This is a genomic window from Streptomyces sp. BBFR25 (genome assembly GCF_044590125.1).
GTDB lineage: Bacteria > Actinomycetota > Actinomycetes > Streptomycetales > Streptomycetaceae > Streptomyces > Streptomyces canus_D.
This window is the reverse complement of sequence record NZ_CP172447.1, coordinates 3,576,740-3,596,816: the sequence shown is the minus strand read 5'-3', so window position 1 is coordinate 3,596,816 and position 20,077 is coordinate 3,576,740. Positions and strand designations below refer to the sequence as shown.

At 72.6% G+C, this 20,077-nt stretch carries 17 protein-coding genes and 1 riboswitch; of the genes, 14 read left to right on the top strand and 3 right to left on the bottom strand.

Annotation, left to right across the window (positions count from 1 at the left end; all coding sequences use genetic code 11):
- Positions 1-25: 25 nt before the first annotated feature.
- Positions 26-3,559: a transcription-repair coupling factor gene (gene mfd / locus ACGH52_RS16235; RefSeq protein WP_399940105.1), complete on the top strand. Its 3,534-nt coding sequence runs from the start codon at positions 26-28 to the stop codon at positions 3,557-3,559.
- Between the two features lie 136 nt (positions 3,560-3,695).
- Here the strand turns inward: mfd and ACGH52_RS16230 are convergent, their stop codons facing one another.
- Positions 3,696-3,893: an antitoxin gene (locus ACGH52_RS16230; RefSeq protein ID WP_059302123.1), complete on the bottom strand. Its 198-nt coding sequence runs from the start codon at positions 3,891-3,893 to the stop codon at positions 3,696-3,698.
- A gap of 146 nt (positions 3,894-4,039) precedes the next feature.
- Between ACGH52_RS16230 and ACGH52_RS16225 the strand changes: the two genes are divergently transcribed.
- On the top strand, positions 4,040-4,816 hold the full coding sequence (locus tag ACGH52_RS16225) for an HNH endonuclease family protein (protein WP_121701411.1): 777 nt from the start codon (positions 4,040-4,042) through the stop codon (positions 4,814-4,816).
- Positions 4,817-4,851: 35 nt separating this feature from the next.
- On the opposite strand, the gene ACGH52_RS16220 is transcribed toward ACGH52_RS16225, so the two are convergent.
- Both ACGH52_RS16220 and ACGH52_RS16215 read right to left on the bottom strand, forming a co-directional pair.
- Entirely contained in the window at positions 4,852-5,706 is an 855-nt protein-coding gene (locus ACGH52_RS16220) for a hypothetical protein (RefSeq protein WP_399940100.1), read from the bottom strand.
- A 49-nt stretch (positions 5,707-5,755) separates the two neighbouring features.
- Positions 5,756-6,238 (bottom strand): hypothetical protein, encoded by a 483-nt coding sequence (locus ACGH52_RS16215; protein WP_121701409.1) that lies wholly within the window; start codon positions 6,236-6,238, stop codon positions 5,756-5,758.
- 205 nt (positions 6,239-6,443) lie between these two features.
- On the opposite strand from ACGH52_RS16215, the gene ACGH52_RS16210 reads away from it, so the two are divergent.
- The 12 genes from ACGH52_RS16210 to ACGH52_RS16155 all read left to right on the top strand — a co-directional run bounded on the left by ACGH52_RS16210 (position 6,444) and on the right by ACGH52_RS16155 (position 19,914).
- Positions 6,444-8,483 carry an N-6 DNA methylase gene (locus ACGH52_RS16210; protein WP_399940097.1) on the top strand — a complete coding sequence of 680 codons (2,040 nt, stop codon included), beginning with the start codon at positions 6,444-6,446 and terminating at the stop codon, positions 8,481-8,483.
- A gap of 139 nt (positions 8,484-8,622) precedes the next feature.
- Complete coding sequence (locus ACGH52_RS16205) at positions 8,623-9,246, top strand: hypothetical protein (RefSeq protein ID WP_399940094.1); 624 nt, start codon at positions 8,623-8,625, stop codon at positions 9,244-9,246.
- 38 nt (positions 9,247-9,284) lie between these two features.
- Complete coding sequence (gene pkaE, locus ACGH52_RS16200; protein ID WP_374103158.1) at positions 9,285-10,775, top strand: serine/threonine protein kinase PkaE; 1,491 nt, start codon at positions 9,285-9,287, stop codon at positions 10,773-10,775.
- A 148-nt stretch (positions 10,776-10,923) separates the two neighbouring features.
- Positions 10,924-11,571 (top strand): SurA N-terminal domain-containing protein, encoded by a 648-nt coding sequence (locus tag ACGH52_RS16195; protein ID WP_399940091.1) that lies wholly within the window; start codon positions 10,924-10,926, stop codon positions 11,569-11,571.
- A 76-nt stretch (positions 11,572-11,647) separates the two neighbouring features.
- Entirely contained in the window at positions 11,648-12,625 is a 978-nt protein-coding gene (locus tag ACGH52_RS16190) for a nucleoside triphosphate pyrophosphohydrolase (RefSeq protein WP_399940088.1), read from the top strand.
- Positions 12,622-13,941 (top strand): cytochrome P450, encoded by a 1,320-nt coding sequence (locus ACGH52_RS16185; RefSeq protein WP_399940085.1) that lies wholly within the window; start codon positions 12,622-12,624, stop codon positions 13,939-13,941. The genes ACGH52_RS16190 and ACGH52_RS16185 overlap by 4 nt, the downstream gene beginning before the upstream one ends.
- A 143-nt stretch (positions 13,942-14,084) precedes the next feature.
- Positions 14,085-15,113 carry a transglycosylase family protein gene (locus ACGH52_RS16180; RefSeq protein WP_399940082.1) on the top strand — a complete coding sequence of 343 codons (1,029 nt, stop codon included), beginning with the start codon at positions 14,085-14,087 and terminating at the stop codon, positions 15,111-15,113.
- Between the two features lie 183 nt (positions 15,114-15,296).
- Positions 15,297-15,463, top strand: a riboswitch (cyclic di-AMP (ydaO/yuaA leader).
- 3 nt (positions 15,464-15,466) lie between these two features.
- Positions 15,467-16,195, top strand: coding sequence for a resuscitation-promoting factor protein RpfA (rpfA, locus tag ACGH52_RS16175; protein WP_076974760.1), 729 nt, complete (start codon positions 15,467-15,469; stop codon positions 16,193-16,195).
- Positions 16,196-16,480: 285 nt separating this feature from the next.
- Positions 16,481-17,761, top strand: a complete 1,281-nt coding sequence (gene eno / locus ACGH52_RS16170; RefSeq protein WP_076974870.1) for a phosphopyruvate hydratase — start codon at positions 16,481-16,483, stop codon at positions 17,759-17,761.
- 95 nt (positions 17,762-17,856) lie between these two features.
- Complete coding sequence (gene divIC, locus ACGH52_RS16165; protein ID WP_076974759.1) at positions 17,857-18,339, top strand: cell division protein DivIC; 483 nt, start codon at positions 17,857-17,859, stop codon at positions 18,337-18,339.
- Between the two features lie 97 nt (positions 18,340-18,436).
- Positions 18,437-18,976: a DUF501 domain-containing protein gene (locus ACGH52_RS16160; RefSeq protein ID WP_059302110.1), complete on the top strand. Its 540-nt coding sequence runs from the start codon at positions 18,437-18,439 to the stop codon at positions 18,974-18,976.
- A complete protein-coding gene (locus ACGH52_RS16155) occupies positions 18,973-19,914 on the top strand; it encodes a Ppx/GppA phosphatase family protein (RefSeq protein ID WP_059302109.1) in 942 nt (313 codons plus the stop codon). The genes ACGH52_RS16160 and ACGH52_RS16155 overlap by 4 nt, the downstream gene beginning before the upstream one ends.
- The last annotated feature ends 163 nt before the right edge of the window (positions 19,915-20,077 follow it).

Here is a 20,077-nt window from a genome sequence, read left to right as displayed (position 1 = left end):
ACCCCAGGACGGAAGCGCCCCCTCCATGAGCCTGCACGGTCTGCTAGACGCCGTCGTCAAGGACACCGCCCTCGCGGAAGCGATCTCGGCGGCCGCAGACGGCAACCGCATGCACGTCGACCTGGTCGGCCCGCCCGCCGCCCGGCCCTTCGCGATCGCCGCCCTGGCCCGCGAGACGGGCCGCCCGGTGCTGGCGGTGACGGCGACGGGCCGCGAGGCGGAGGACCTGGCGGCGGCGCTGCGCTCCCTGCTGCCCCCCGAGGGCATCGTGGAGTACCCGTCCTGGGAGACCCTCCCGCACGAGCGGCTCAGCCCCCGCAGCGACACCGTCGGCCGCCGCCTCGCCGTCCTGCGGCGCCTGGCCCACCCCCGCCCCGACGACCCCGAGACCGGCCCGGTCTCGGTCGTCGTCGCACCCGTGCGCTCCGTGCTCCAGCCGCAGGTCAAGGGCCTGGGCGACCTGGAGCCGGTGGCCCTGCGCACCGGGCAGAGCGCCGACCTGGAGGAGGTCGTCCAGGCGCTGGCGGCAGCGGCGTACGCACGGGTCGAGCTGGTGGAGAAGCGCGGCGAGTTCGCCGTGCGCGGCGGCATCCTGGACGTCTTCCCGCCGACCGAGGAGCATCCGCTCCGGGTCGAGTTCTGGGGCGACGACATCGAGGAGATCCGCTACTTCAAGGTCGCCGACCAGCGTTCCCTGGAGGTCGCCGAACACGGCCTGTGGGCCCCGCCCTGCCGTGAGCTGCTGCTGACCGCCGACGTGCGCGAGCGGGCCGCCGCCCTCGCCGAGGAGCACCCGGAGCTGGGCGAACTGCTCGGGAAGATCGCCGAGGGCATCGCGGTGGAGGGCATGGAGTCCCTGGCCCCGGTCCTCGTGGACGACATGGAGCTGCTCCTGGACGTGCTGCCCAAGGGCTCGATGTCCCTGGTCTGCGACCCGGAGCGGGTGCGCACCCGGGCCGCCGACCTGGTGGCGACGTCCCAGGAGTTCCTCCAGGCCTCCTGGGCGGCCACCGCGGGCGGGGGCGAGGCGCCGATCGACGTCGACGCGGCGTCCCTGTGGTCCCTCGCGGACGTCCGGGAGCGGGCCCGCGAGCTGGACATGATGTGGTGGTCGGTCTCGCCGTTCGCCGCCGACGAGGCCCTGGACGACGCCGACACCCTCAAGCTCGGCATGCGCGCCCCCGAGACCTATCGGGGCGACACGGCCAAGGCGCTGGCCGACACCAAGGGCTGGCTCGCCGACGGCTGGCGCGCGGTCTACGTCACCGAGGCCCACGGCCCCGCGTCCCGCACCGTCGAGGTCCTCGGCGGCGAGGGCATCGCCGCCCGCCTCGACCACGACCTCGGCACCCTCAGCCCCTCCGTCGTGCACGTGTCCTGCGGCTCGATCGACCACGGCTTCGTCGACCCGGCCCTCAAGCTCGCCGTGCTCACCGAGACCGACCTGACCGGCCAGAAGGCCGCCGGACGCGAGGGCGCCCGGATGCCCGCCCGGCGCCGCAAGACCATCGACCCGCTCACCCTGGAGACGGGCGACTACATCGTCCACGAGCAGCACGGCGTCGGCCGCTACATCGAGATGGTGCAGCGCACCGTCCAGGGCGCCACCCGCGAGTACCTGGTCGTGGAGTACGCCCCCGCCAAGCGCGGCCAGCCCGGCGACCGCCTCTACATCCCCACCGACCAGCTGGAGCAGATCACCAAGTACGTCGGCGGCGAGGCCCCCACCCTGCACCGCCTCGGCGGCGCCGACTGGACCAAGACCAAGGCCCGCGCCAAGAAGGCGGTCAAGGAGATCGCCGCCGACCTGATCAAGCTCTACAGCGCGCGGATGGCGGCGCCGGGCCACGCCTTCGGCGCGGACACCCCCTGGCAGCGCGAGCTGGAGGACGCCTTCCCCTACGCGGAGACCCCGGACCAGCTCACCACCATCGCCGAGGTCAAGGACGACATGGAGAAGACGGTCCCGATGGACCGCCTGATCTGCGGCGACGTCGGCTACGGCAAGACGGAGATCGCCGTCCGCGCCGCCTTCAAGGCCGTCCAGGACGGCAAGCAGGTCGCCGTGCTCGTCCCCACCACCCTGCTGGTGCAGCAGCACTTCGGGACGTTCAGCGAGCGCTACGCCCAGTTCCCGGTGAGCGTGAAGGCGCTGTCCCGCTTCCAGAGCGACACCGAGTCGAAGGCGACCCTGGAGGGGCTGCGCGAGGGCTCGGTGGACATCGTCATCGGCACCCACCGCCTGTTCTCCTCCGAGACGAAGTTCAAGGACCTCGGTCTGGTCATCGTCGACGAGGAGCAGCGCTTCGGCGTCGAGCACAAGGAGCAGCTCAAGAAGCTGCGCGCCAACGTCGACGTGCTCACCATGTCCGCGACCCCCATCCCGCGCACCCTGGAGATGGCCGTCACCGGCATCCGCGAGATGTCCACGATCACCACCCCGCCGGAGGAGCGGCACCCGGTGCTGACCTTCGTCGGCCCCTACGAGCACAAGCAGATCGGCGCCGCCATCCGCCGCGAGCTGCTGCGCGAGGGCCAGGTCTTCTACATCCACAACCGCGTCGAGTCCATCGACCGCGCGGCGGCCAGGCTCCGCGAGATCGTCCCCGAGGCGCGCATCGCCACCGCCCACGGCCAGATGTCGGAGCAGGCCCTGGAGCAGGTCGTCGTCGACTTCTGGGAGAAGAAGTTCGACGTGCTGGTCTCCACGACCATCGTCGAGTCCGGCATCGACATCTCCAACGCCAACACCCTCATCGTCGAACGCGGCGACAACTTCGGCCTCAGCCAGCTCCACCAGCTGCGCGGCCGGGTCGGGCGGGGCCGCGAGCGCGGTTACGCGTACTTCCTGTACCCGCCGGAGAAGCCCCTGACGGAGACGGCGCACGAGCGGCTCGCCACCATTGCCCAGCACACCGAGATGGGCGCGGGCATGTACGTGGCGATGAAGGACCTGGAGATTCGCGGCGCGGGCAACCTGCTCGGCGGCGAGCAGTCCGGCCACATCGCCGGCGTCGGCTTCGACCTGTACGTGCGGATGGTCGGTGAGGCCGTCGCCGACTACCGGGCCTCGCTGGAGGGCGGTGTTGAGGAGGAGCCGCCGCTGGAGGTCAAGATCGAGCTGCCCGTCGACGCGCACGTCCCGCACGACTACGCCCCCGGCGAGCGGCTGCGCCTCCAGGCGTACCGGTCCATCGCCTCCGCCAACAGCGAGGAGGACGTCAAGGCCGTACGCGAGGAACTGGTCGACCGGTACGGCAAGTTGCCCGAGCCGGTGGAGAACCTGCTGCTGGTCGCGGGCCTGCGCATGCTCGCGCGGGCGTGCGCCGTCGGCGAGATCGTGCTCCAGGGCAACAACATCCGTTTCGCGCCGGTGGAGTTGCGCGAGTCCCAGGAGCTGAGGCTCAAGCGGCTCTACCCCGGCAGCGTCATCAAGCCGGGCACGCACCAGGTGCTCGTACCGCGCCCGAAGACCGCGAAGGTGGGCGGCAAGCCGCTGGTCGGGCGGGAACTGCTCGGCTGGGTGGGTGAGTTCCTCACCTCGATCCTGGGTTCCTAGCCGGTCCGCCGGGCTTCCCCACGCGGAAGCCCCCACGGAAGACCAACGGAAGCCCCAGAGGGAAGCACCCCACGAGGAAGCCGTCCACGGGGACAGATCCGTGAACGGCTTCGACGTGGCCGGGGCCGGGGAGCGGCTACCGCTGCTCCCGGCCGCCGCCCTGCTCGCGCCCGAAGCCGAGCTTGCCCTCGGCCTGCTGCTGCGCGGAGTCGACCTGCTTCTCGTACTTGCCGCCGGTCCTCTGGTTGACCTGGCGTTCGGCGGCGTCGGACATCTTCCTTGACCTGTCCTTGTCCTTGCCGGCCATGCTCTTCATCTTGTCGAGGATGCCCATGCAGAGCTCCTTCCGAGACGTGACTCACTGTCGACGGTACGACAGGTATGTCCCGTGTGCCCACTAACGGCCACCTAAGGCCCACTATGGCCCGGACCTCTCCCTCGCTACGGTGGTGGCTGCGAACGGCAAGGGGAGGGGCACGCATGAGGCGGCACAGCAGGATCCGTACCGGATGGGCCGCCGGGGCGGCCCTCGCCCTGGCCCTGGTGACCGGCTGCGAGGGCCTGGAAGCGGACGAAGGCGCTCCGGCCTCGGGCGGCGGCGGCGCCGAGGCCCCGGCCTCCGGCCACGCCGTCAGCCCGCTGGACAACCCGGACGGCACCGAACCGGGCCTCGCCCCGGTCACGGGTGACGGCTCGCAGGCGGCGGCCCGCAAGCTGATCGACGGACTGAGGACCAAGGGGCGCGGCCCGAAGACAGGGTACGACCGCGACGAGTTCGGCTACGCCTGGATGGACACCGCCGACGGCGTCCCGCTCGCCCGCAACGGCTGCGACACCCGCAACGACCTGCTGAAACGCGACGGACAGCAGGTGCGCTTCAAGTCCGGCTCCGACTGCGTGGTCATCGCGATGACGCTGGACGACCCGTACACCGGGACGAGCATCGACTGGCGCAAGCAGAAGGCGAGCGAGGTCCAGATCGACCATGTCGTGCCGCTGTCCTACAGCTGGCAGATGGGCTCCTCGCGCTGGTCCGAGAACAAGCGTGAGCAGCTGGCCAACGACCCGCTGAACCTGCTCCCCGTCGAGGGCCGCGCCAACTCCGCCAAGCGCGACTCCGGGCCCGCCTCCTGGCTGCCGCCCGCCAAGCCGGTGCGGTGCGCGTACGCCGTCCGCTTCGCCCAGGTCGCCGTCAAGTACGAGCTGGCGGTGACCGAGGCGGACCGGGCGATGATGGCGAAGCAGTGCCGGGGCTGACCCGGCCCGGGGGCGAGGGGCGGGTCCCCGAGGGCTCAGGCGCTCGTCCCGCCCGGACCGTCCAGGTCGAGGACCTCTCCCGCCGGGGACTCGGCGGGCACCGGCTCGTCGTACCCGGTGAAGGTCAGGGCGCCGGGCTCCCGCTCGGACCCGCTCTCGAAGCGCAGCAGGTACGGCTTGCCCTCGGTGGCGACGTACACCGTGCTGCGCTCGGAGCCGTCCGTCTCGTACAGGGTGAGCGCGGGCGTGCCGTCGACGGTGGTGGCCCTGCCGCGGGTCACCTTCGCCGGGGTGTCGTCACCGCTGCCCCCGGCGTCCTCCAGCAGCTGGTCCAGGTCGCAGAACCCGGCCATCTCCTTCGCGTCCGCTCCGCCGGCGGACATGCTGGTCCACCGCCCGGCCAGCAGTGACACGAGGGCCTCGGTGTCGGCCTGCGGCTCGCCCTTGCTCTGGGCCCGCAGGAACCGCTCGTCGTACTTCAGGTACAGCGTGTCGCCGGTCTTGATCAACTCGGCCTCGCCCTGGCCGTCCATGCTCATCGTCCCGGCGCAGTCGCCCCGCCGGTCCAGGGCGATGTCGATCTTCAGCGTCCCACCGCTCTCCTCGTCGGGGACGCTGCCGGTCATGCGCAGGGAGCGCGCCCCGGTGGTGGCCTTGAGCGCCCGCTCGGAGATCTCCGCGCCGGTCAGCCTGGCGAACGGCTCGTCCGATGCCGACGCCGAGGCGGACGTTGATGCCGATGTGGACGCCGACGCGGACGCCGGGGCCGCTGCCGAGCCGGACGCGCTGTCGCCGCCGTCCTGGCCGGACCCGCAGCCGGTCAGGCAGACGGTGGCGCCCGCGGCGAGCAGGAGAGCGGTGCGGGTGGTGCGGTGCGCGCGACGGCGCATGATGGATCCCCCCAGGGATTCTCAGTGAACGGTGTGCGCGGTCCGGCGCTCAGAACTGGCCGTTGCCGAGCAGTTCGCCGTCGGCGTCGTAGATCGTGACGAGGCCGTTCTCGCTGTCCTTCCAGTCGGCGAAGGAGGAGGCGATGAGCTTGGCCGGGCCCGTGCCCTCGCCCATGATGCCGCCGGTGAAGTCGGTGTAGACGTCGGCGGCGTCGAGGATGTCGTTCTGCTCGTCGGCGCCCTGCACCTTGGTGACGTGGGAGACGGCGTCCTTCTCCTTGGGCGTGCCGTTCTTCCGCACGAACGCCTTGAACTGCTCGGCCTGGGACGCCTTCTCGACGGCCTTGTCCTCGGCGGGCTTCGCGTCGGACCCGCCGTCCGCCTTCCCGCCGTCCGCCTTCTCGCCCGAGCTCGCGGAGGTCCGGCCGTCGCTCCTGGCGTCGCCGTCCCCGTCGCCCGAGTTCGCCGACAGCGCGCCGATGACGGCGATCCCCACCACGGCACCCAGCGCGATCTTGGTCTTCATGCCCATGACGTCAGTCCTCTCCCCAGAGACAGATCGATCGACCGTGAACCGAAGCCCATCGCCCCGGCCGGTCCGATGCGTCAATGAGACCAGAGCTTGTGAACCGAGTCAACACGGTTCACGGGAGTGTGGCTGTACACGGTGTGAATCGGAGTCGAGTCGCTTTCATCGGTAGGATCGGCGCCACACACCAGGACGAGGGGGCCCGAGCGTGCAGGACAACGGGACAGAGGTGACCGCCGCCGGTATCGCCCGGCTCGCCGGAGTCGGCCGCGCCGCCGTCAGCAACTGGCGCCGCCGCCACGCGGACTTCCCCCAGCCGGTCGGCGGCACCGAGACCAGCCCGTCCTTCGCCCTCGCCGACGTCGAGGCGTGGCTGCGCGCCCAGGGCAAACTCGCCGAGGTCCCCCCGCGCGAACGCGTCTGGCAGCAACTCCTCGGCCACCCCGAGGGACCGGCCGCCGCCCTGGTGCACGCGGGCTGCGCCCTCCTGCTCGTCCACGACCGCCCGACCCTCTGGCTGGAGGCGAGCGCGGGCTCCGACGAGCGCCTCGCCGCCCTGCTGCCCGCCGCCCTCGACCAGGTGCTCGACGCCCGCTTCGGCCCCGGCCCCGAGCGCGCCGTCACCACCCCGGCCGGCCCCCGGCTGCTCGCCTCCGCACCGCTCCTGCGCGGCGCCGCCGAACTCGCCGCCGGACCGGGCGCCCGCAAGGCCTACGAGTTCCTGCTCGGCCGCCATCTGGACGCCAACCCGCGGCAGTACACCTTGACCCCGGACCCCCTCGCCGAGCTGATGGCCGAACTCGCCGGCCCCGCCCGTACGGTTCTCGACCCCGCCTGCGGCACCGGAACCCTGCTCCGCGCGGCCACCGCCACCGCCCGGCCAGGACAGGAGCTGTACGGCCAGGACAGCGACCCCGCACTGGCCGCCCTCACCGCGCTGCGCCTCGCCCTGAGCACGGACGCCGCCGTGCGGATCGCCGCGGGAGACAGCCTGCGCGCGGATGCCCGCACCGGCCTGCGCGCCGACACCGCGCTGTGCCACCCGCCGTTCAACGAGCGCAACTGGGGCCACGACGAACTCGCCTACGACCCCCGCTGGGAGTACGGCTTCCCGGCCCGCACCGAGTCCGAACTCGCCTGGGTGCAGCACGCCCTGGCCCGGGTCAGGGACGGCGGCACCGTCGTCGTCCTCATGCCGCCCGCCGCGGCCTCCCGCCGCTCCGGCCGCCGGATCCGCGCCGACCTGCTGCGCCGGGGCGCCCTGCGCGCCGTGATCGCCCTGCCGACCGGCGCGGCACCCCCGTACAACCTCCCCCTGCACCTGTGGGTGCTGCGCCGGCCCGAGCGGGCGCCCGCGCAGCCCGGACTGCTGCTCGCCGACGCGGGGCAGTTCGCCGGGGAGGGGCGCGGCGGACCGGACTGGCGGTCCGTGCGGGAGACCGTGCTCGACGCCTGGGGCGACTTCGACCGCACCGGACGGCTCGACGAACGGCCGGGCCTGGCCCGATGCGTGCCCGTCATCGAACTCCTCGACGACGACGTCGACCTGGCCCCCGCCCGCCACCTGCCGCCCCCCGGCGCCACCGGTGACACCGGACGGCTCACCGACGTGCGGGCGCGCCTGGACGAAACCCTGCGGCTGACCGCGGAACTCACCCCCGCGCCCCCCGGCACCGCACGCCCCGCCCCGCACCGGCCGCTCACCACCGTCGGCGAACTCGCCCGCGGCGGCGCCCTCACCCTGCACACCGGGACGAACGCCGGCCACGCGCGCGTACCCCTGCTCACCGACCACGACGTCCTCACCGGCACCGGCCCCTCGGCCACCCTCCCGGAGGGCGACGAGGAACCCGTCCTGACCGAACCCGGCGACGTCGTCGTGCCCGTGCTGGGCGGCGGCTCCGTCGCGCGTGTCATCGACGACGCCACCGCCGGCGCCGCCCTCGGGCGCAACCTCGTGCTGCTGCGCCCCGACCCGGCAGCCCTCGACCCCTGGTTCCTCGCCGGGTTCCTGCGCGGCACCGCCAACCACCGGCGGGCCAGCAGCCACGCCTCCACCGCCACCCGCCTCGACGTACGGCGCCTCCAACTGCCCCGGCTGCCCCTCGACGCGCAGCACGGCTACGGCGACCGCTTCCGCGCCCTCGACGAGTTCGAGCGCGCGCTGCGGCTCGCGGGCCGCCTCGGGGAACAGCTGGTGCGGGGCATGTACGACGGGCTCACGGACGGCACGGTCGCCCCCGAGTGAGCGGCCCCGCGCGGGCCGAGTGACCAGGACGACAACGGTTCGGTACAACCCGGGGCCGGTCGTCCGTGTCGGCCTATACGCTCGTCTCCGCACCGGTCGCCCGGCGCACGTCCGTCCCACCAGGTCTCCAGGAGAAGTCATGCACGGCCACGGCTACGCGCCGCCACCGCCGCCGCGCCGCCCCAGAACCGCGGTGCTGGTTCTGCTGCGCGTCTTCTTCGTGGCCCTGCCCCTGCTGAGCCTCGGGTTCCTCGCCTGGATCTCGACCCTGTACGCGGCCATCGTGACCCGCCGGCCGCGCGACTGGTGGGCGTTCGCGGCGACGGCCGTCGTCCTGGTGGTCAGCTTCTGCTTCCTGGCCACCGACGACACCGACGACTTCAGCACCCCGGCCGGGACCACCGGCATGATCATCCTGCTGCTCAACGCCTGCGCCTGCGCCGGGTACTTCCTCTACGCGGACATCCGCCACCACCGGCAGCCGCCCCACCTCGGCCACCCGGTCCCGACGCCGCCGTTCCCGACGGCCGGGTACGGACACCCGCAGCCCCCGTACCCCTACGCACCGGCACCGGCACCGGCACCGGCCCCCGCACCCGCTCCCGCGCCCGTCCAGGCGCCGGTCCCGCCGTACCAGGCCCCGCCGCCCCAGCACCACCCCGCGCCCGCCCGCATCGACCAGGTCCGCGCCGAACTCGACGAGCTCAGCGACTACCTGCGCCACCACGACGGCCGCGACGGCGGCCACCAGGGCGGCAGGTGACCGTGGCGACGGGACGCGTCGTCGCCAGCCGGTACGAGCTGTCCACGCTCATCGGCCAGGGCGGCATGGGACAGGTCTGGACGGCCTACGACCGGCGCCTGGACCGGCGCGTGGCGGTGAAGCTGCTGCGCCCCGACAAGGTCGCCGGAGCGGAGGCCGACGAACTGCGCCGCCGGTTCGTCCGCGAGTGCCGCATCACCGCACAGGTCGACCACCCCGGCCTGGTCACCGTGCACGACGCGGGCAGCGAGGGCGAGGAGCTGTTCCTCGTCATGCAGTACGTCGACGGCGCCGACCTCTCCGACCACCTCGCCGAGCACGAGCCCTACCCCTGGCAGTGGGCCGTCGCGGTCGCCGCCCAACTGTGCGCCGTCCTCAGCGCCGTGCACGCCGTGCCGATCGTCCACCGCGACCTCAAACCGCGCAACGTCATGGTCAAGCAGGACGGCACCGTCACCGTCCTCGACCTCGGCGTCGCCTCCGTCATGGACGCCGACACCACCCGCCTCACCCACACCGGCACCCCCATCGGCTCGCCCGCCTACATGGCACCCGAGCAGGCCATGGGCGGCGCCGTCGGCCCGTACACCGACCTCTACGCACTCGGCGTACTCCTGCACGAACTGCTCAGCGGCGACGTCCCGTTCGCGGGCTCGACCGCCCTCGGCGTACTCCACCGGCACCTGTACGAACCTCCGCTGCCCGTGCGCCGCATACGCCCCGAGGTTCCCGAAGCCCTCGAAGCACTCGTCCTGCGCCTGCTCGCCAAGGACCCGCAGCACCGCCCCGACTCCGCCCAGGAGGTCTACGAGCACCTCGCGCTGCTGCTGCCCGCGCGCGGCATGCCCACCGGCGGTCCCCTCGACCCCACCCGCCCCTTCGTACGCCCGCACGCCCCCTGGCCCGACCGCGCCCGCACCCCCGCGCCGCAACCGGCGCCCGTACCGGCCGCCGCCGACGCCGGGAAGCCGGACGTAGCCCGCGCCGTCGACGACGTCAAGCGCCTCCTCGGCGAGGGCCGCATCACCCAGGCCGTCGACATCCTCGGCGCGATCCTGCCCGCCGCCGCCGAACAGCACGGCGAACGCTCCCCGGTCGTGCGCACCCTGCGCAAGCAGTACGCCGCGACCCTCCTGGACGACGGCCAGTACCGGCGCGCCCTGCCCGAACTGCGCCGCCTCGCCGACGAACGCGCCGCCGAGGCCGGCCAGGCCGACCCGCAGTCCCTGCGCCACCGCTACGACGCCGCCCACTGCCTGGAACAGCTCGGCGAGCCCGCGGCCGCCCTCGCCGAGTACCGGGCGCTGCTGCCGTACTACGAGAACCAGTACGTCGCCGGAGACCCCGACCTCGCCCACGACGTCCGCCGCCGCATCGGCCACCTCCTGCTCGCCCTCGGCGACCGCGCCGCCGCCCACGACACGCTGGCCCGGCTGCTGCACGACGTGGAGCGCGTCCACGGCCCCGGCCACCCGCTCGCGGGCGACATCCGGCGCACCCTCCAGTGGCTCGGCCAGATGCGCGGCTGACGACCGCCGGTGCGGGCCGGGGCGAGGCGGTGCCCGAAGTCCTGATGAATCGTTGGTGCAATGGGTTGGCCAGAGCCGGGCCACTGCCTAACATCGATCACCGCAAGACTTTGTGCACCGTCGCACAATCTCCAAACGGGAGGTTCCCTTGCACCGCCGCCGTCGCCCCGCGCTTCTCCTCACCGCCGCGATCGCCGCAGCGGCACCCCTGCTCACCGCCTGCGGCAGCGACGCGCATCCGGGCGCGGCGGCCGTCGTCGGCGACCAGCGGATCACCGTCGCCCAGCTGGAGAACCGCGTCGACGAGGTGCGCGAGGCACAGCGCGCCGCCGTCCCGGACGACACCCAGTACCAGCAGGTCGTCGCCCGGACCGGCACCCTCACCCGCGACACCCTGCACGGCATGGTCCTCGACCGCGTCCTGCACCGCGCCGCCCAGGACGCCGGAGTGAGTGTCAGCCGCAGGGAAGTACAGGACATGCGCGGCGAGCTGGAGGAGCAGGCCGGCGGCCCCGAGCAGCTGGAAACCGCCTGGCTCCAGCAGTACGGCGTCGCCCCCGACCGCCTCGACGACAACCTCCTCGTCCAGATCGAGGCCCAGAAGCTCGCCCAGAGCCTCGGCACCGACACCAGCCGCCCCGAGTTCTGGCAGGCCCTGTCCAAGGCGTCCAAGAAGCTCGACGTCGACCTCAACCCGCGCTACGGCACCTGGGACGTCCAGAAGAGCAGCCGCGTCGACGCCCGGACGCCATGGGTGCGGGAGATCACCGCGGCGGGGCCCCAGCAGCCGGCGTAACGCCCCTGAGCAGCGGCGATACGGTCCCCTGTGGACAACTCGGGGGGCCGTCGGCGGCGTGCGTTAGGTTCGGAGAGTGAACGCAACCACCGCCGACCCGACCCCTCCCGACCAGGGACGCATCGTCCTGCTCACCACCAGCCACCGCGTCGCCCCCGGCCTGCTGTCCTGGCCCGCCTGGCAGGCCCTGCGCACCGCCGACCGCGTCCTGTGCGCCGACGGAGCCCACCCGCAGCTGCCGTACCTGCGCGAGGCGGGCGTCCGGGTCGACGAGGCGGCCCCGACCGCCGAGGAGCTGGTGGACGCCTGCGCCGGCGGCCGCACCGCGGTGGTCGTCGCGACCGGCGAGGGAGACCCCGCGCTCACCGACGGTCTGGCCCGCCTCGCCGGCTCCGGCCGCGTCGCGATGCCCGACCTCGAACTGCTCCCCGCCTCCTACGACCTCCCGGGCGCCCGCCTCCTCGACCTCGTCCAGGTCATGGACCGCATCCGCATCGAATGCCCCTGGTCCTCCCGGCGCACCCACAAGGGCCTGGCCAAGTACGCCATCGAGGAGGCGTACGAACTGGTCGAGGCCATCGAGGACGGCGACCGCGACGAGCTGCGGGAGGAGCTGGGCGACGTACTGCTCCAGGTCGTCTTCCACGCCCGCATCGCCGAGGACGACCCCGACGCCCCGTTCTCCGTCGACGACGTGGCCGGCACCATCGTCGACAAGCTCGTCCACCGCCACCCGCACGTCTTCGGCGACGAGACGGCCGACACCCCCGAGGAGGTCCGCGCCCACTGGCTGCGCACCAAGGCCGCCGAGAAGCAGCGCACCTCGGTCACCGAGGGCGTCCCCCTCGGCCAGCCCGGCCTCGCCCTCGCCGCCAAGCTCGCCTCCCGCGTCCGCACCGCGGGCCTCGACGTCCCCCTGCCCACCGGCGACGGCATCGGCTACGAACTCCTCGCCCTCGCCGCCCGCGCCGAGTCCGAGGGCACCGACCCGGAGGCGGCCCTGAGAGCGGCGGCCCGGACGTACCGGGACTCGATCAGGGCGGTCGAGGGATGACCGGCCGGCCGCCCGTCCCCGGTCCCGCTTCCGGCCCCGCCCCCGAGCTGTTCACCTGGGAGTTCGCGAGCGACCCCTACCCGGCCTACGCCTGGCTGCGGGAACACGCCCCCGTGCACCGCACCCGGCTGCCCAGCGGGGTGGAGGCCTGGCTGGTCACCCGGTACGCCGACGCCAAGCAGGCCCTCGCCGACCCGCGGCTGTCCAAGAACCCGGCGCACCACGACGAGCCCGCGCACGCCAAGGGCAAGACCGGCATTCCGGGGGAGCGGAAGGCCGAGCTGATGACCCATCTGCTGAACATCGACCCGCCCGACCACACCCGGCTGCGCCGACTGGTCAGCAAGGCGTTCACACCCCGGCGGGTGGCCGAGTTCGCCCCTCGGGTGCAGGAGCTGGCCGACGGCCTCATCGACCGGTTCGCCGCCACCGGCTCCGCCGACCTGATCCACGAGTTCGCCTTCCCCCTGCCCATCTACGCCATCTGCGACCTGCTCGGCGTCCCCCGCGAGGACCAGGACGACTTCCGGGACTGGGCGGGCATGATGATCCGACACGGCGGCGGGCCGCGGGGCGGTGTCGCCCGGTCGGTGAAGAAGATGCGCGGCTACCTCGCCGACCTCATCCACCGCAAGCGCGCCGCGCTGCCGCCCGAGCCCGCCCCCGGCGAGGACCTCATCTCCGGCCTGATCCGCGCCTCGGACCACGGCGAGCACCTCACCGAGAACGAGGCCGCGGCCATGGCCTTCATCCTGCTCTTCGCCGGGTTCGAGACCACGGTCAACTTGATCGGCAACGGCACGTACGCCCTGCTCACCCACCCCGGGCAGCGGGAGCGGCTGCAGACCTCGCTGGCCGCCGGGGAACGCGGCCTGCTGGAGACCGGCGTCGAGGAACTCCTGCGCTACGACGGCCCGGTGGAGCTGGCCACCTGGCGCTTCGCCACCCGGCCGCTGACCATCGGCGGCGAGGACATCGCGGCCGGCGACCCCGTCCTCGTCGTCCTCGCCGCCGCCGACCGGGACCCGGAGCGGTTCACCGACCCGGACACCCTCGACCTCGCCCGCCGCGACAGCCAGCACCTCGGGTACGGGCACGGCATCCACTACTGCCTCGGCGCCCCGCTCGCCCGGCTGGAGGGCCAGACGGCGCTGGCCACGCTCCTCACCCGGCTGCCGGACCTCCGCCTCGCCGCGGACCCGGCCGAACTCCGGTGGCGCGGCGGCCTCATCATGCGGGGTCTGCGCACCTTGCCGGTGGCGTTCACGCCGAGCGCGTCATCGGCCGACAACGGTCCGTCGACGACGCAAAAGTGACACGCGCTCAACTCTGTGATCTTCACGTGATCTGCGCGGCATGAACTTGTGACAACCGATGATCTCCCTATACGTTCACGGATCAACGTGGTGTCGAGCGTCATCCGCCGCGTGGTCCCCGTCGTCTTGTGAAAGGTCGTCGCATGCTCTCCGGGAACGGTCGTCACCGCCGCCCCCGCCAGGCACCCGCTCTGGTCGTCGCCGCCGGAGTGACCGGCTCCGCCATCGCGATCCCGCTGCTCGGCGCCACCGGCGCCCACGCGGCCGACTCGGCGGCCTGGGACCAGGTGGCCGAGTGCGAGACCGGCGGCGCCTGGAGCCAGAACGGCGGCAACGGGTACTACGGCGGGCTGCAGCTGTCCCAGGAGGCCTGGGAGCAGTACGGCGGCCTGGACTACGCCCCCAGCGCCGACCGGGCCAGCCGCTCCCAGCAGATAAGAATCGCCGAGAAGATACACGCGGACCAGGGCATCGCCGCCTGGCCGACCTGTGGTCTGCTCGCCGGTCTGGGCAACGGCTCCGGGGTCGGTGGCGGGGCGTCGGAGGGCTCGGGCACCTCGGGGGAGAAGGACACCACCAAGTCGTCCGAATCGCCCACGACCACCAAAACGCCCGAGTCGTCCCAGTCGTCCGGGGCATCCGACTCGACCGAATCATCCGAGTCGTCCGGGGCGGCGGAGTCGACTTCCGGGGCGTCCTCTTCGTCCCCTTCGCCCTCTTCTTCGCCGTCCTCTGACGCTTCGACCGGCGCTGCGGCCGACGGTGCGGACGGTGCCTCGGGCAGCTCGTCCGGTGGTGCGGGCCAGTCCGCCAAGCCGGACACTTCGCCTGAATCCACCCCCTCCGTCGGCGCCGAACCGCGGGAAACCGAGGGCGCGTCCGGCGCCGGACGCCACCGCGGTGACAGTGCGGACGAGGGTGCCGCGAAGGAGGGTCCCACGGACCCGGCGCCGGGGCGGCACGCCTCGCGCGACGGTGCCGCGCGGGACGCCGGGGGCGGCCGTTACGTCGTCCGCACCGGCGACACGCTGTGGGCCATCTCCGACTCCCTTGACGTCGACGGCGGATGGCAGGCGCTCTACGCCGACAACGAGGCGGTCGTCGGCGCCGACCCCGACCACATCCTGCCCGGTCAGACGCTCACGGTCACGGGCGAATCGGGCGAAAAGTAGGGGGAGTTCGCGTCACGGTTAGAGACCGTATGTCCCTTTTGGATCTCGTGAGAGATAGGTCTCAGAAGCCGTGATCGTCTTTGAAAATCCGCGGAGCGCGTGTCTACGGTCATGACCGCTCGCCACCGCGGGCCCCGACAGCCGCAACGCCGAATCCTGCCAGCGGCCGTACGGGAACAGTCGTCGCGTCAAGCGCCGAAGGCAGGAGCGGGGGACCCAAGGTAAGCGCCGCACCGGGCAGTTGAGCCGGAGCGGCTAGGGGTGGAGCCGAGTTCCGCGAGGAACCCGGCCGGGCAACTCAACCGGCCCGAACCCGACAGCTCACCTCGCAGGCGTCGGTGAGGGGATCAACCATGCTGTTTTCCGGCAAGGGCAAGCACCGTCGTCCGTCCAAGGCCACCCGTGTCATCGCCGTCGCCGGTGTCACCGGTGCCGCCGTCGCCGCCCCGCTGATGGCGGCCGGCAACGCCTCCGCCGCCACCGCGTCCGAGTGGGACGCCGTCGCCCAGTGCGAGTCCGGCGGCAACTGGTCCATCAACACCGGCAACGGTTACTACGGCGGTCTGCAGTTCTCCGCCTCCACCTGGGCCGCCTACGGCGGTACGCAGTACGCCTCCACCGCCGACCAGGCGAGCAAGTCCCAGCAGATCCAGATCGCCGAGAAGGTGCTCGCGGGCCAGGGCAAGGGCGCCTGGCCGGTCTGCGGCACCGGCCTGTCGGGCGCCGCGTACACCGGTGGCGGCTCCCAGGACAGCGGTTCGGGCAGCTCCGAGAGCTCGCAGAGCCAGAGCAGCGGTTCCACCGCCGACCGCTCCACCGAGCAGAAGGCCTCCCGCTCCTCCGAGCGTCCGGCCGCGGAGCAGAAGACCGAGCAGGCCCCGAAGAAGACCGTCACCACCCCGACCGGCAAGAAGGTCGAGAAGGGCGACGGCGAGTACAAGGTCGTCAAGGGCGACACCCTCAGCTCGATCGCCGCGGAGCACGACGTCAAGGGCGGCTGGGCGAAGCTGTTCAAGCTGAACGACGACATCGTCGACGAGGCCGACCTGATCTACCCGGGCCAGCAGCTGCACCTGAAGTAAGCGGCGGCGGCTCCCGCGACTCCCGCCCTGGTGCGTGTTCCCCCGTACGCACCGGGGCGGGATTTTTCACGTCCCGCGTCCGCCGGGGCCCGCCTGTGGTTCCGTCCCGGTTTCCGGAAACGTCTTTGTTCCGTTCGGAAACAATTTACTCTCGGTTCTGTCCAGCGGGTGGGCGATCGGCTGGCCGATCGCCCGGAGCCGGTTAGGCTCGGTCCCGCAGAGCCGCCGCGGTCCCGCGGGACCCGCGCGTCACACCGAAGCGTCACATTGAAGAAGGAGATGCTCGTGCCGTCCATCGACGTCGTCGTAGCCCGGGAAATCCTGGACTCCCGAGGCAACCCCACGGTCGAGGTCGAGGTCGGCCTCGACGACGGCAGCACGGGTCGTGCCGCCGTTCCGTCCGGCGCCTCCACCGGTGCCTTCGAGGCCATCGAACTCCGTGACGGCGACCAGAGCCGTTACCTCGGCAAGGGCGTCGAGAAGGCCGTGCTGGCCGTCATCGAGCAGATCGGCCCGGAGCTGGTCGGCTACGACGCCACCGAGCAGCGCCTGATCGACCAGGCCATGTTCGACCTGGACGCCACCGACAACAAGGGCTCGCTCGGCGCCAACGCCATCCTCGGCGTCTCCCTGGCCGTCGCCCACGCCGCCTCCGAGGCCAGCGACCTGCCGCTCTTCCGCTACCTGGGCGGCCCGAACGCGCACCTGCTGCCGGTGCCGATGATGAACATCCTGAACGGCGGCTCGCACGCCGACTCCAACGTGGACATCCAGGAGTTCATGATCGCCCCGATCGGCGCGGAGTCCTTCTCCGAGGCCCTGCGCTGGGGCGCCGAGGTCTACCACACGCTCAAGAAGGTCCTGAAGAACAAGGGCCTGGCCACCGGCCTGGGCGACGAGGGCGGCTTCGCCCCGAACCTCGGCTCCAACCGCGAGGCCCTCGACCTCATCCTGGAGGCGATCAAGGAGGCCGGCTACACCCCCGGCGAGCAGATCGCCCTCGCGCTCGACGTCGCCGCGTCCGAGTTCTACAAGGACGGCTCCTACGCCTTCGAGGGCAAGACCCGCACGGCCGCCGAGATGACCGAGTACTACGCCGAGCTGGTCGAGGCGTACCCGCTGGTCTCCATCGAGGACCCGCTGTTCGAGGACGACTGGGACGGCTGGAAGACCATCACCGCCAAGCTCGGCGACAAGGTCCAGCTGGTCGGCGACGACCTGTTCGTCACCAACCCGGAGCGCCTGGCCCGCGGCATCGAGGAGAACTCGGCCAACGCCTTGCTGGTCAAGGTCAACCAGATCGGTTCGCTGACCGAGACCCTGGACGCCGTGGAGCTGGCCCAGCGCAACGGCTTCAAGTGCATGATGTCCCACCGCTCCGGCGAGACCGAGGACGTCACCATCGCCGACCTGGCCGTCGCCACCAACTGCGGCCAGATCAAGACCGGCGCCCCGGCCCGCTCCGAGCGCGTCGCCAAGTACAACCAGCTGCTGCGCATCGAGGAGATCCTCGACGACGCCGCGGTGTACGCCGGCCGCAGCGCGTTCCCCCGCTTCAAGGGCTGACGGCCCGGTAGAAGGCAGCGTCGTACGTACGTCCCCGTACCCGGTCCCGTACCGTGTGCGGGGACGTACGCGCGTGCACGGGAGGCGGAGACCAGATGGCCGTGAAGGACCGGGACCGTTTCTCCACCGCGACCAGGATCCGGATCATCGGGGAGCAGACCGCGGCCCGGGTCTACCGTTCGCAGACCAGGCGCCAGGCCCGGCGCTCCCGGCTGACCGGCCGGGCCGCGCTGCTCGCGATGGTGCTCTGCTCGCTCGTCGTGGCGCTCGCCTACCCGATTCGGCAGTACGTCGCCCAGCGCGCCGAGATCGCCGATCTCCAGCGGGAGCGGCGGGAGACCCGGCAGCGGGTCGAGGACCTGCGCGACCTCAAGGCACGCTGGCAGGACGACGCCTACGCCGAGCAGCAGGTCCGGCTGCGGCTGCACTACGTGATGCCGGGGGAGACGGGGTTCGTCGTCGTCGACCCGGAGGCGGCGGAGCAGACCCGTGCCGAGGCCGGTGCCGCCGACCGCCCCTGGTACCGGAACGTGTGGGACGGGGTCGACAAGGCCGACGCCGCCGCGAGCCGGCAGTGAACCGCCCACGCCGCCCACCCCGACCGCCGCGCAGACCGTGCCGACCGCGCAGACCGCTCCGGCAGTGACTCAACAGGAAGACCAGCAGAAGACAGTCATGCAGACTCCCCCGCCGACCACCCCGCGCACCGAGCCGACCGACGCGGACGTGGCGGCCTTCAAGCAGCAGCTCGGACGTCCCCCGCGCGGACTGCGCGCCATCGCGCACCGCTGCCCGTGCGGACAGCCGGACGTCGTGGAGACGGCGCCGCGGCTGCCCGACGGCACGCCCTTCCCCACGCTGTACTACCTGACGTGCCCGAAGGCGGCCTCCGCCATCGGCACGCTGGAGGCGAACGGCGTGATGAAGGAGATGACCGAGCGCCTGGGCACCGACCCGGAGCTGGCCGCCGCCTACCGCGCCGCGCACGAGGACTACATCCGGCGCCGCGACGAGATCGAGGAGCTGACCGGCTTCCCGAGCGCGGGCGGCATGCCGGACCGCGTGAAGTGCCTGCACGTGCTGGTCGCCCACTCGCTGGCCGCCGGTCCCGGCGTCAACCCGCTGGGCGACGAGGCGATCGCGATGCTGCCCGAGTGGTGGCGCAAGGGTCCGTGCGTGACGGCCCCCGAGACCGACGGGGAGGACGCCCAGTGACCCGGGTCGCCGCCATCGACTGCGGTACGAACTCCATCCGGCTCCTGGTGGCCGACGCCGACCCGGCCACGGGCGAGCTGACGGACCTGGACCGGCGCATGACCATCGTGCGGCTCGGCCAGGACGTGGACCGCACCGGGCGGCTGGCGCCCGAGGCGCTGGAGCGGACGTTCGCCGCCTGCCGGGAGTACGCCGAGGCCGTCAAGGCGCACGGCGCCGAGCGGCTGCGCTTCGTCGCGACCTCCGCCTCCCGCGACGCGGAGAACCGGGACGAGTTCGTGCGCGGGGTGCTGGACATCCTGGGCGTGGAGCCGGAGGTCATCTCGGGCGACCAGGAGGCGGAGTTCTCCTTCACCGGGGCGACGAAGGAGCTGACCGGCCGCGCGGACCTCGACAGGCCCTACCTGGTCGTCGACATCGGCGGCGGCTCCACCGAGTTCGTCGTCGGCGACGACCACGTGCGCGCCGCCCGCTCCGTGGACGTCGGCTGCGTCCGGATGACCGAGCGGCACCTGGTGCGCGACGGCGCGGTGACCGACCCGCCGTCCGAGGAGCAGATCGCGGCCGTACGGGCCGACGTCGAGGCGGCCCTGGACCTCGCCGAGCAGTCCGTTCCGCTGCGCGAGGCGCGCACGCTGGTGGGGCTCGCGGGGTCGGTGACGACGGTGTCCGCGATCGCGCAGGAGCTGCCGGAGTACGACTCGGCCGCCATCCACCACTCCCGTGTCTCCCGGGACCGGGTCCGGGAGATCACCGACTGGCTGCTGCGCTCCACCCACGCCGAGCGCGCGGCGGTCCCCGCCATGCATCCGGGCCGGGTGGACGTGATCGCGGCCGGGTCCCTGGTACTGCTGGCGATCATGGAGCGGACGGGCGCGGAGGAGGTCGTCGTGAGTGAGCACGACATCCTCGACGGCATCGCGTGGTCGATCGCGTAGGCCTTCGCGGCGGTGGGTGCGGTAGCGGTCTGAGCAGCGCGGACGACGATTGAGCGGGTCCCGGGGGCCTTCCGGGGCCCTTCGGTGACGGGCCGTCGGGAAAGTTCGTGAAGTTCTTCACAAGGAATTGGGCCCTGTCGGACGACGAAAGCGCGCGCGTTGA

Bases quoted from the DNA above. Each gene is read 5' to 3' on its own strand.
- mfd (WP_399940105.1), top strand. From the start codon at position 26: ATGAGCCTGCACGGTCTGCTAGACGCCGTCGTCAAGGACACCGCCCTC.
- ACGH52_RS16230 (WP_059302123.1), bottom strand. From the start codon at position 3,893: ATGGGCATCCTCGACAAGATGAAGAGCATGGCCGGCAAGGACAAGGAC.
- ACGH52_RS16225 (WP_121701411.1), top strand. From the start codon at position 4,040: ATGAGGCGGCACAGCAGGATCCGTACCGGATGGGCCGCCGGGGCGGCC.
- ACGH52_RS16220 (WP_399940100.1), bottom strand. From the start codon at position 5,706: ATGCGCCGTCGCGCGCACCGCACCACCCGCACCGCTCTCCTGCTCGCC.
- ACGH52_RS16215 (WP_121701409.1), bottom strand. From the start codon at position 6,238: ATGGGCATGAAGACCAAGATCGCGCTGGGTGCCGTGGTGGGGATCGCC.
- ACGH52_RS16205 (WP_399940094.1), top strand. From the start codon at position 8,623: ATGCACGGCCACGGCTACGCGCCGCCACCGCCGCCGCGCCGCCCCAGA.
- ACGH52_RS16185 (WP_399940085.1), top strand. From the start codon at position 12,622: ATGACCGGCCGGCCGCCCGTCCCCGGTCCCGCTTCCGGCCCCGCCCCC.
- ACGH52_RS16180 (WP_399940082.1), top strand. From the start codon at position 14,085: ATGCTCTCCGGGAACGGTCGTCACCGCCGCCCCCGCCAGGCACCCGCT.
- rpfA (WP_076974760.1), top strand. From the start codon at position 15,467: ATGCTGTTTTCCGGCAAGGGCAAGCACCGTCGTCCGTCCAAGGCCACC.
- divIC (WP_076974759.1), top strand. From the start codon at position 17,857: ATGGCCGTGAAGGACCGGGACCGTTTCTCCACCGCGACCAGGATCCGG.
- ACGH52_RS16160 (WP_059302110.1), top strand. From the start codon at position 18,437: ATGCAGACTCCCCCGCCGACCACCCCGCGCACCGAGCCGACCGACGCG.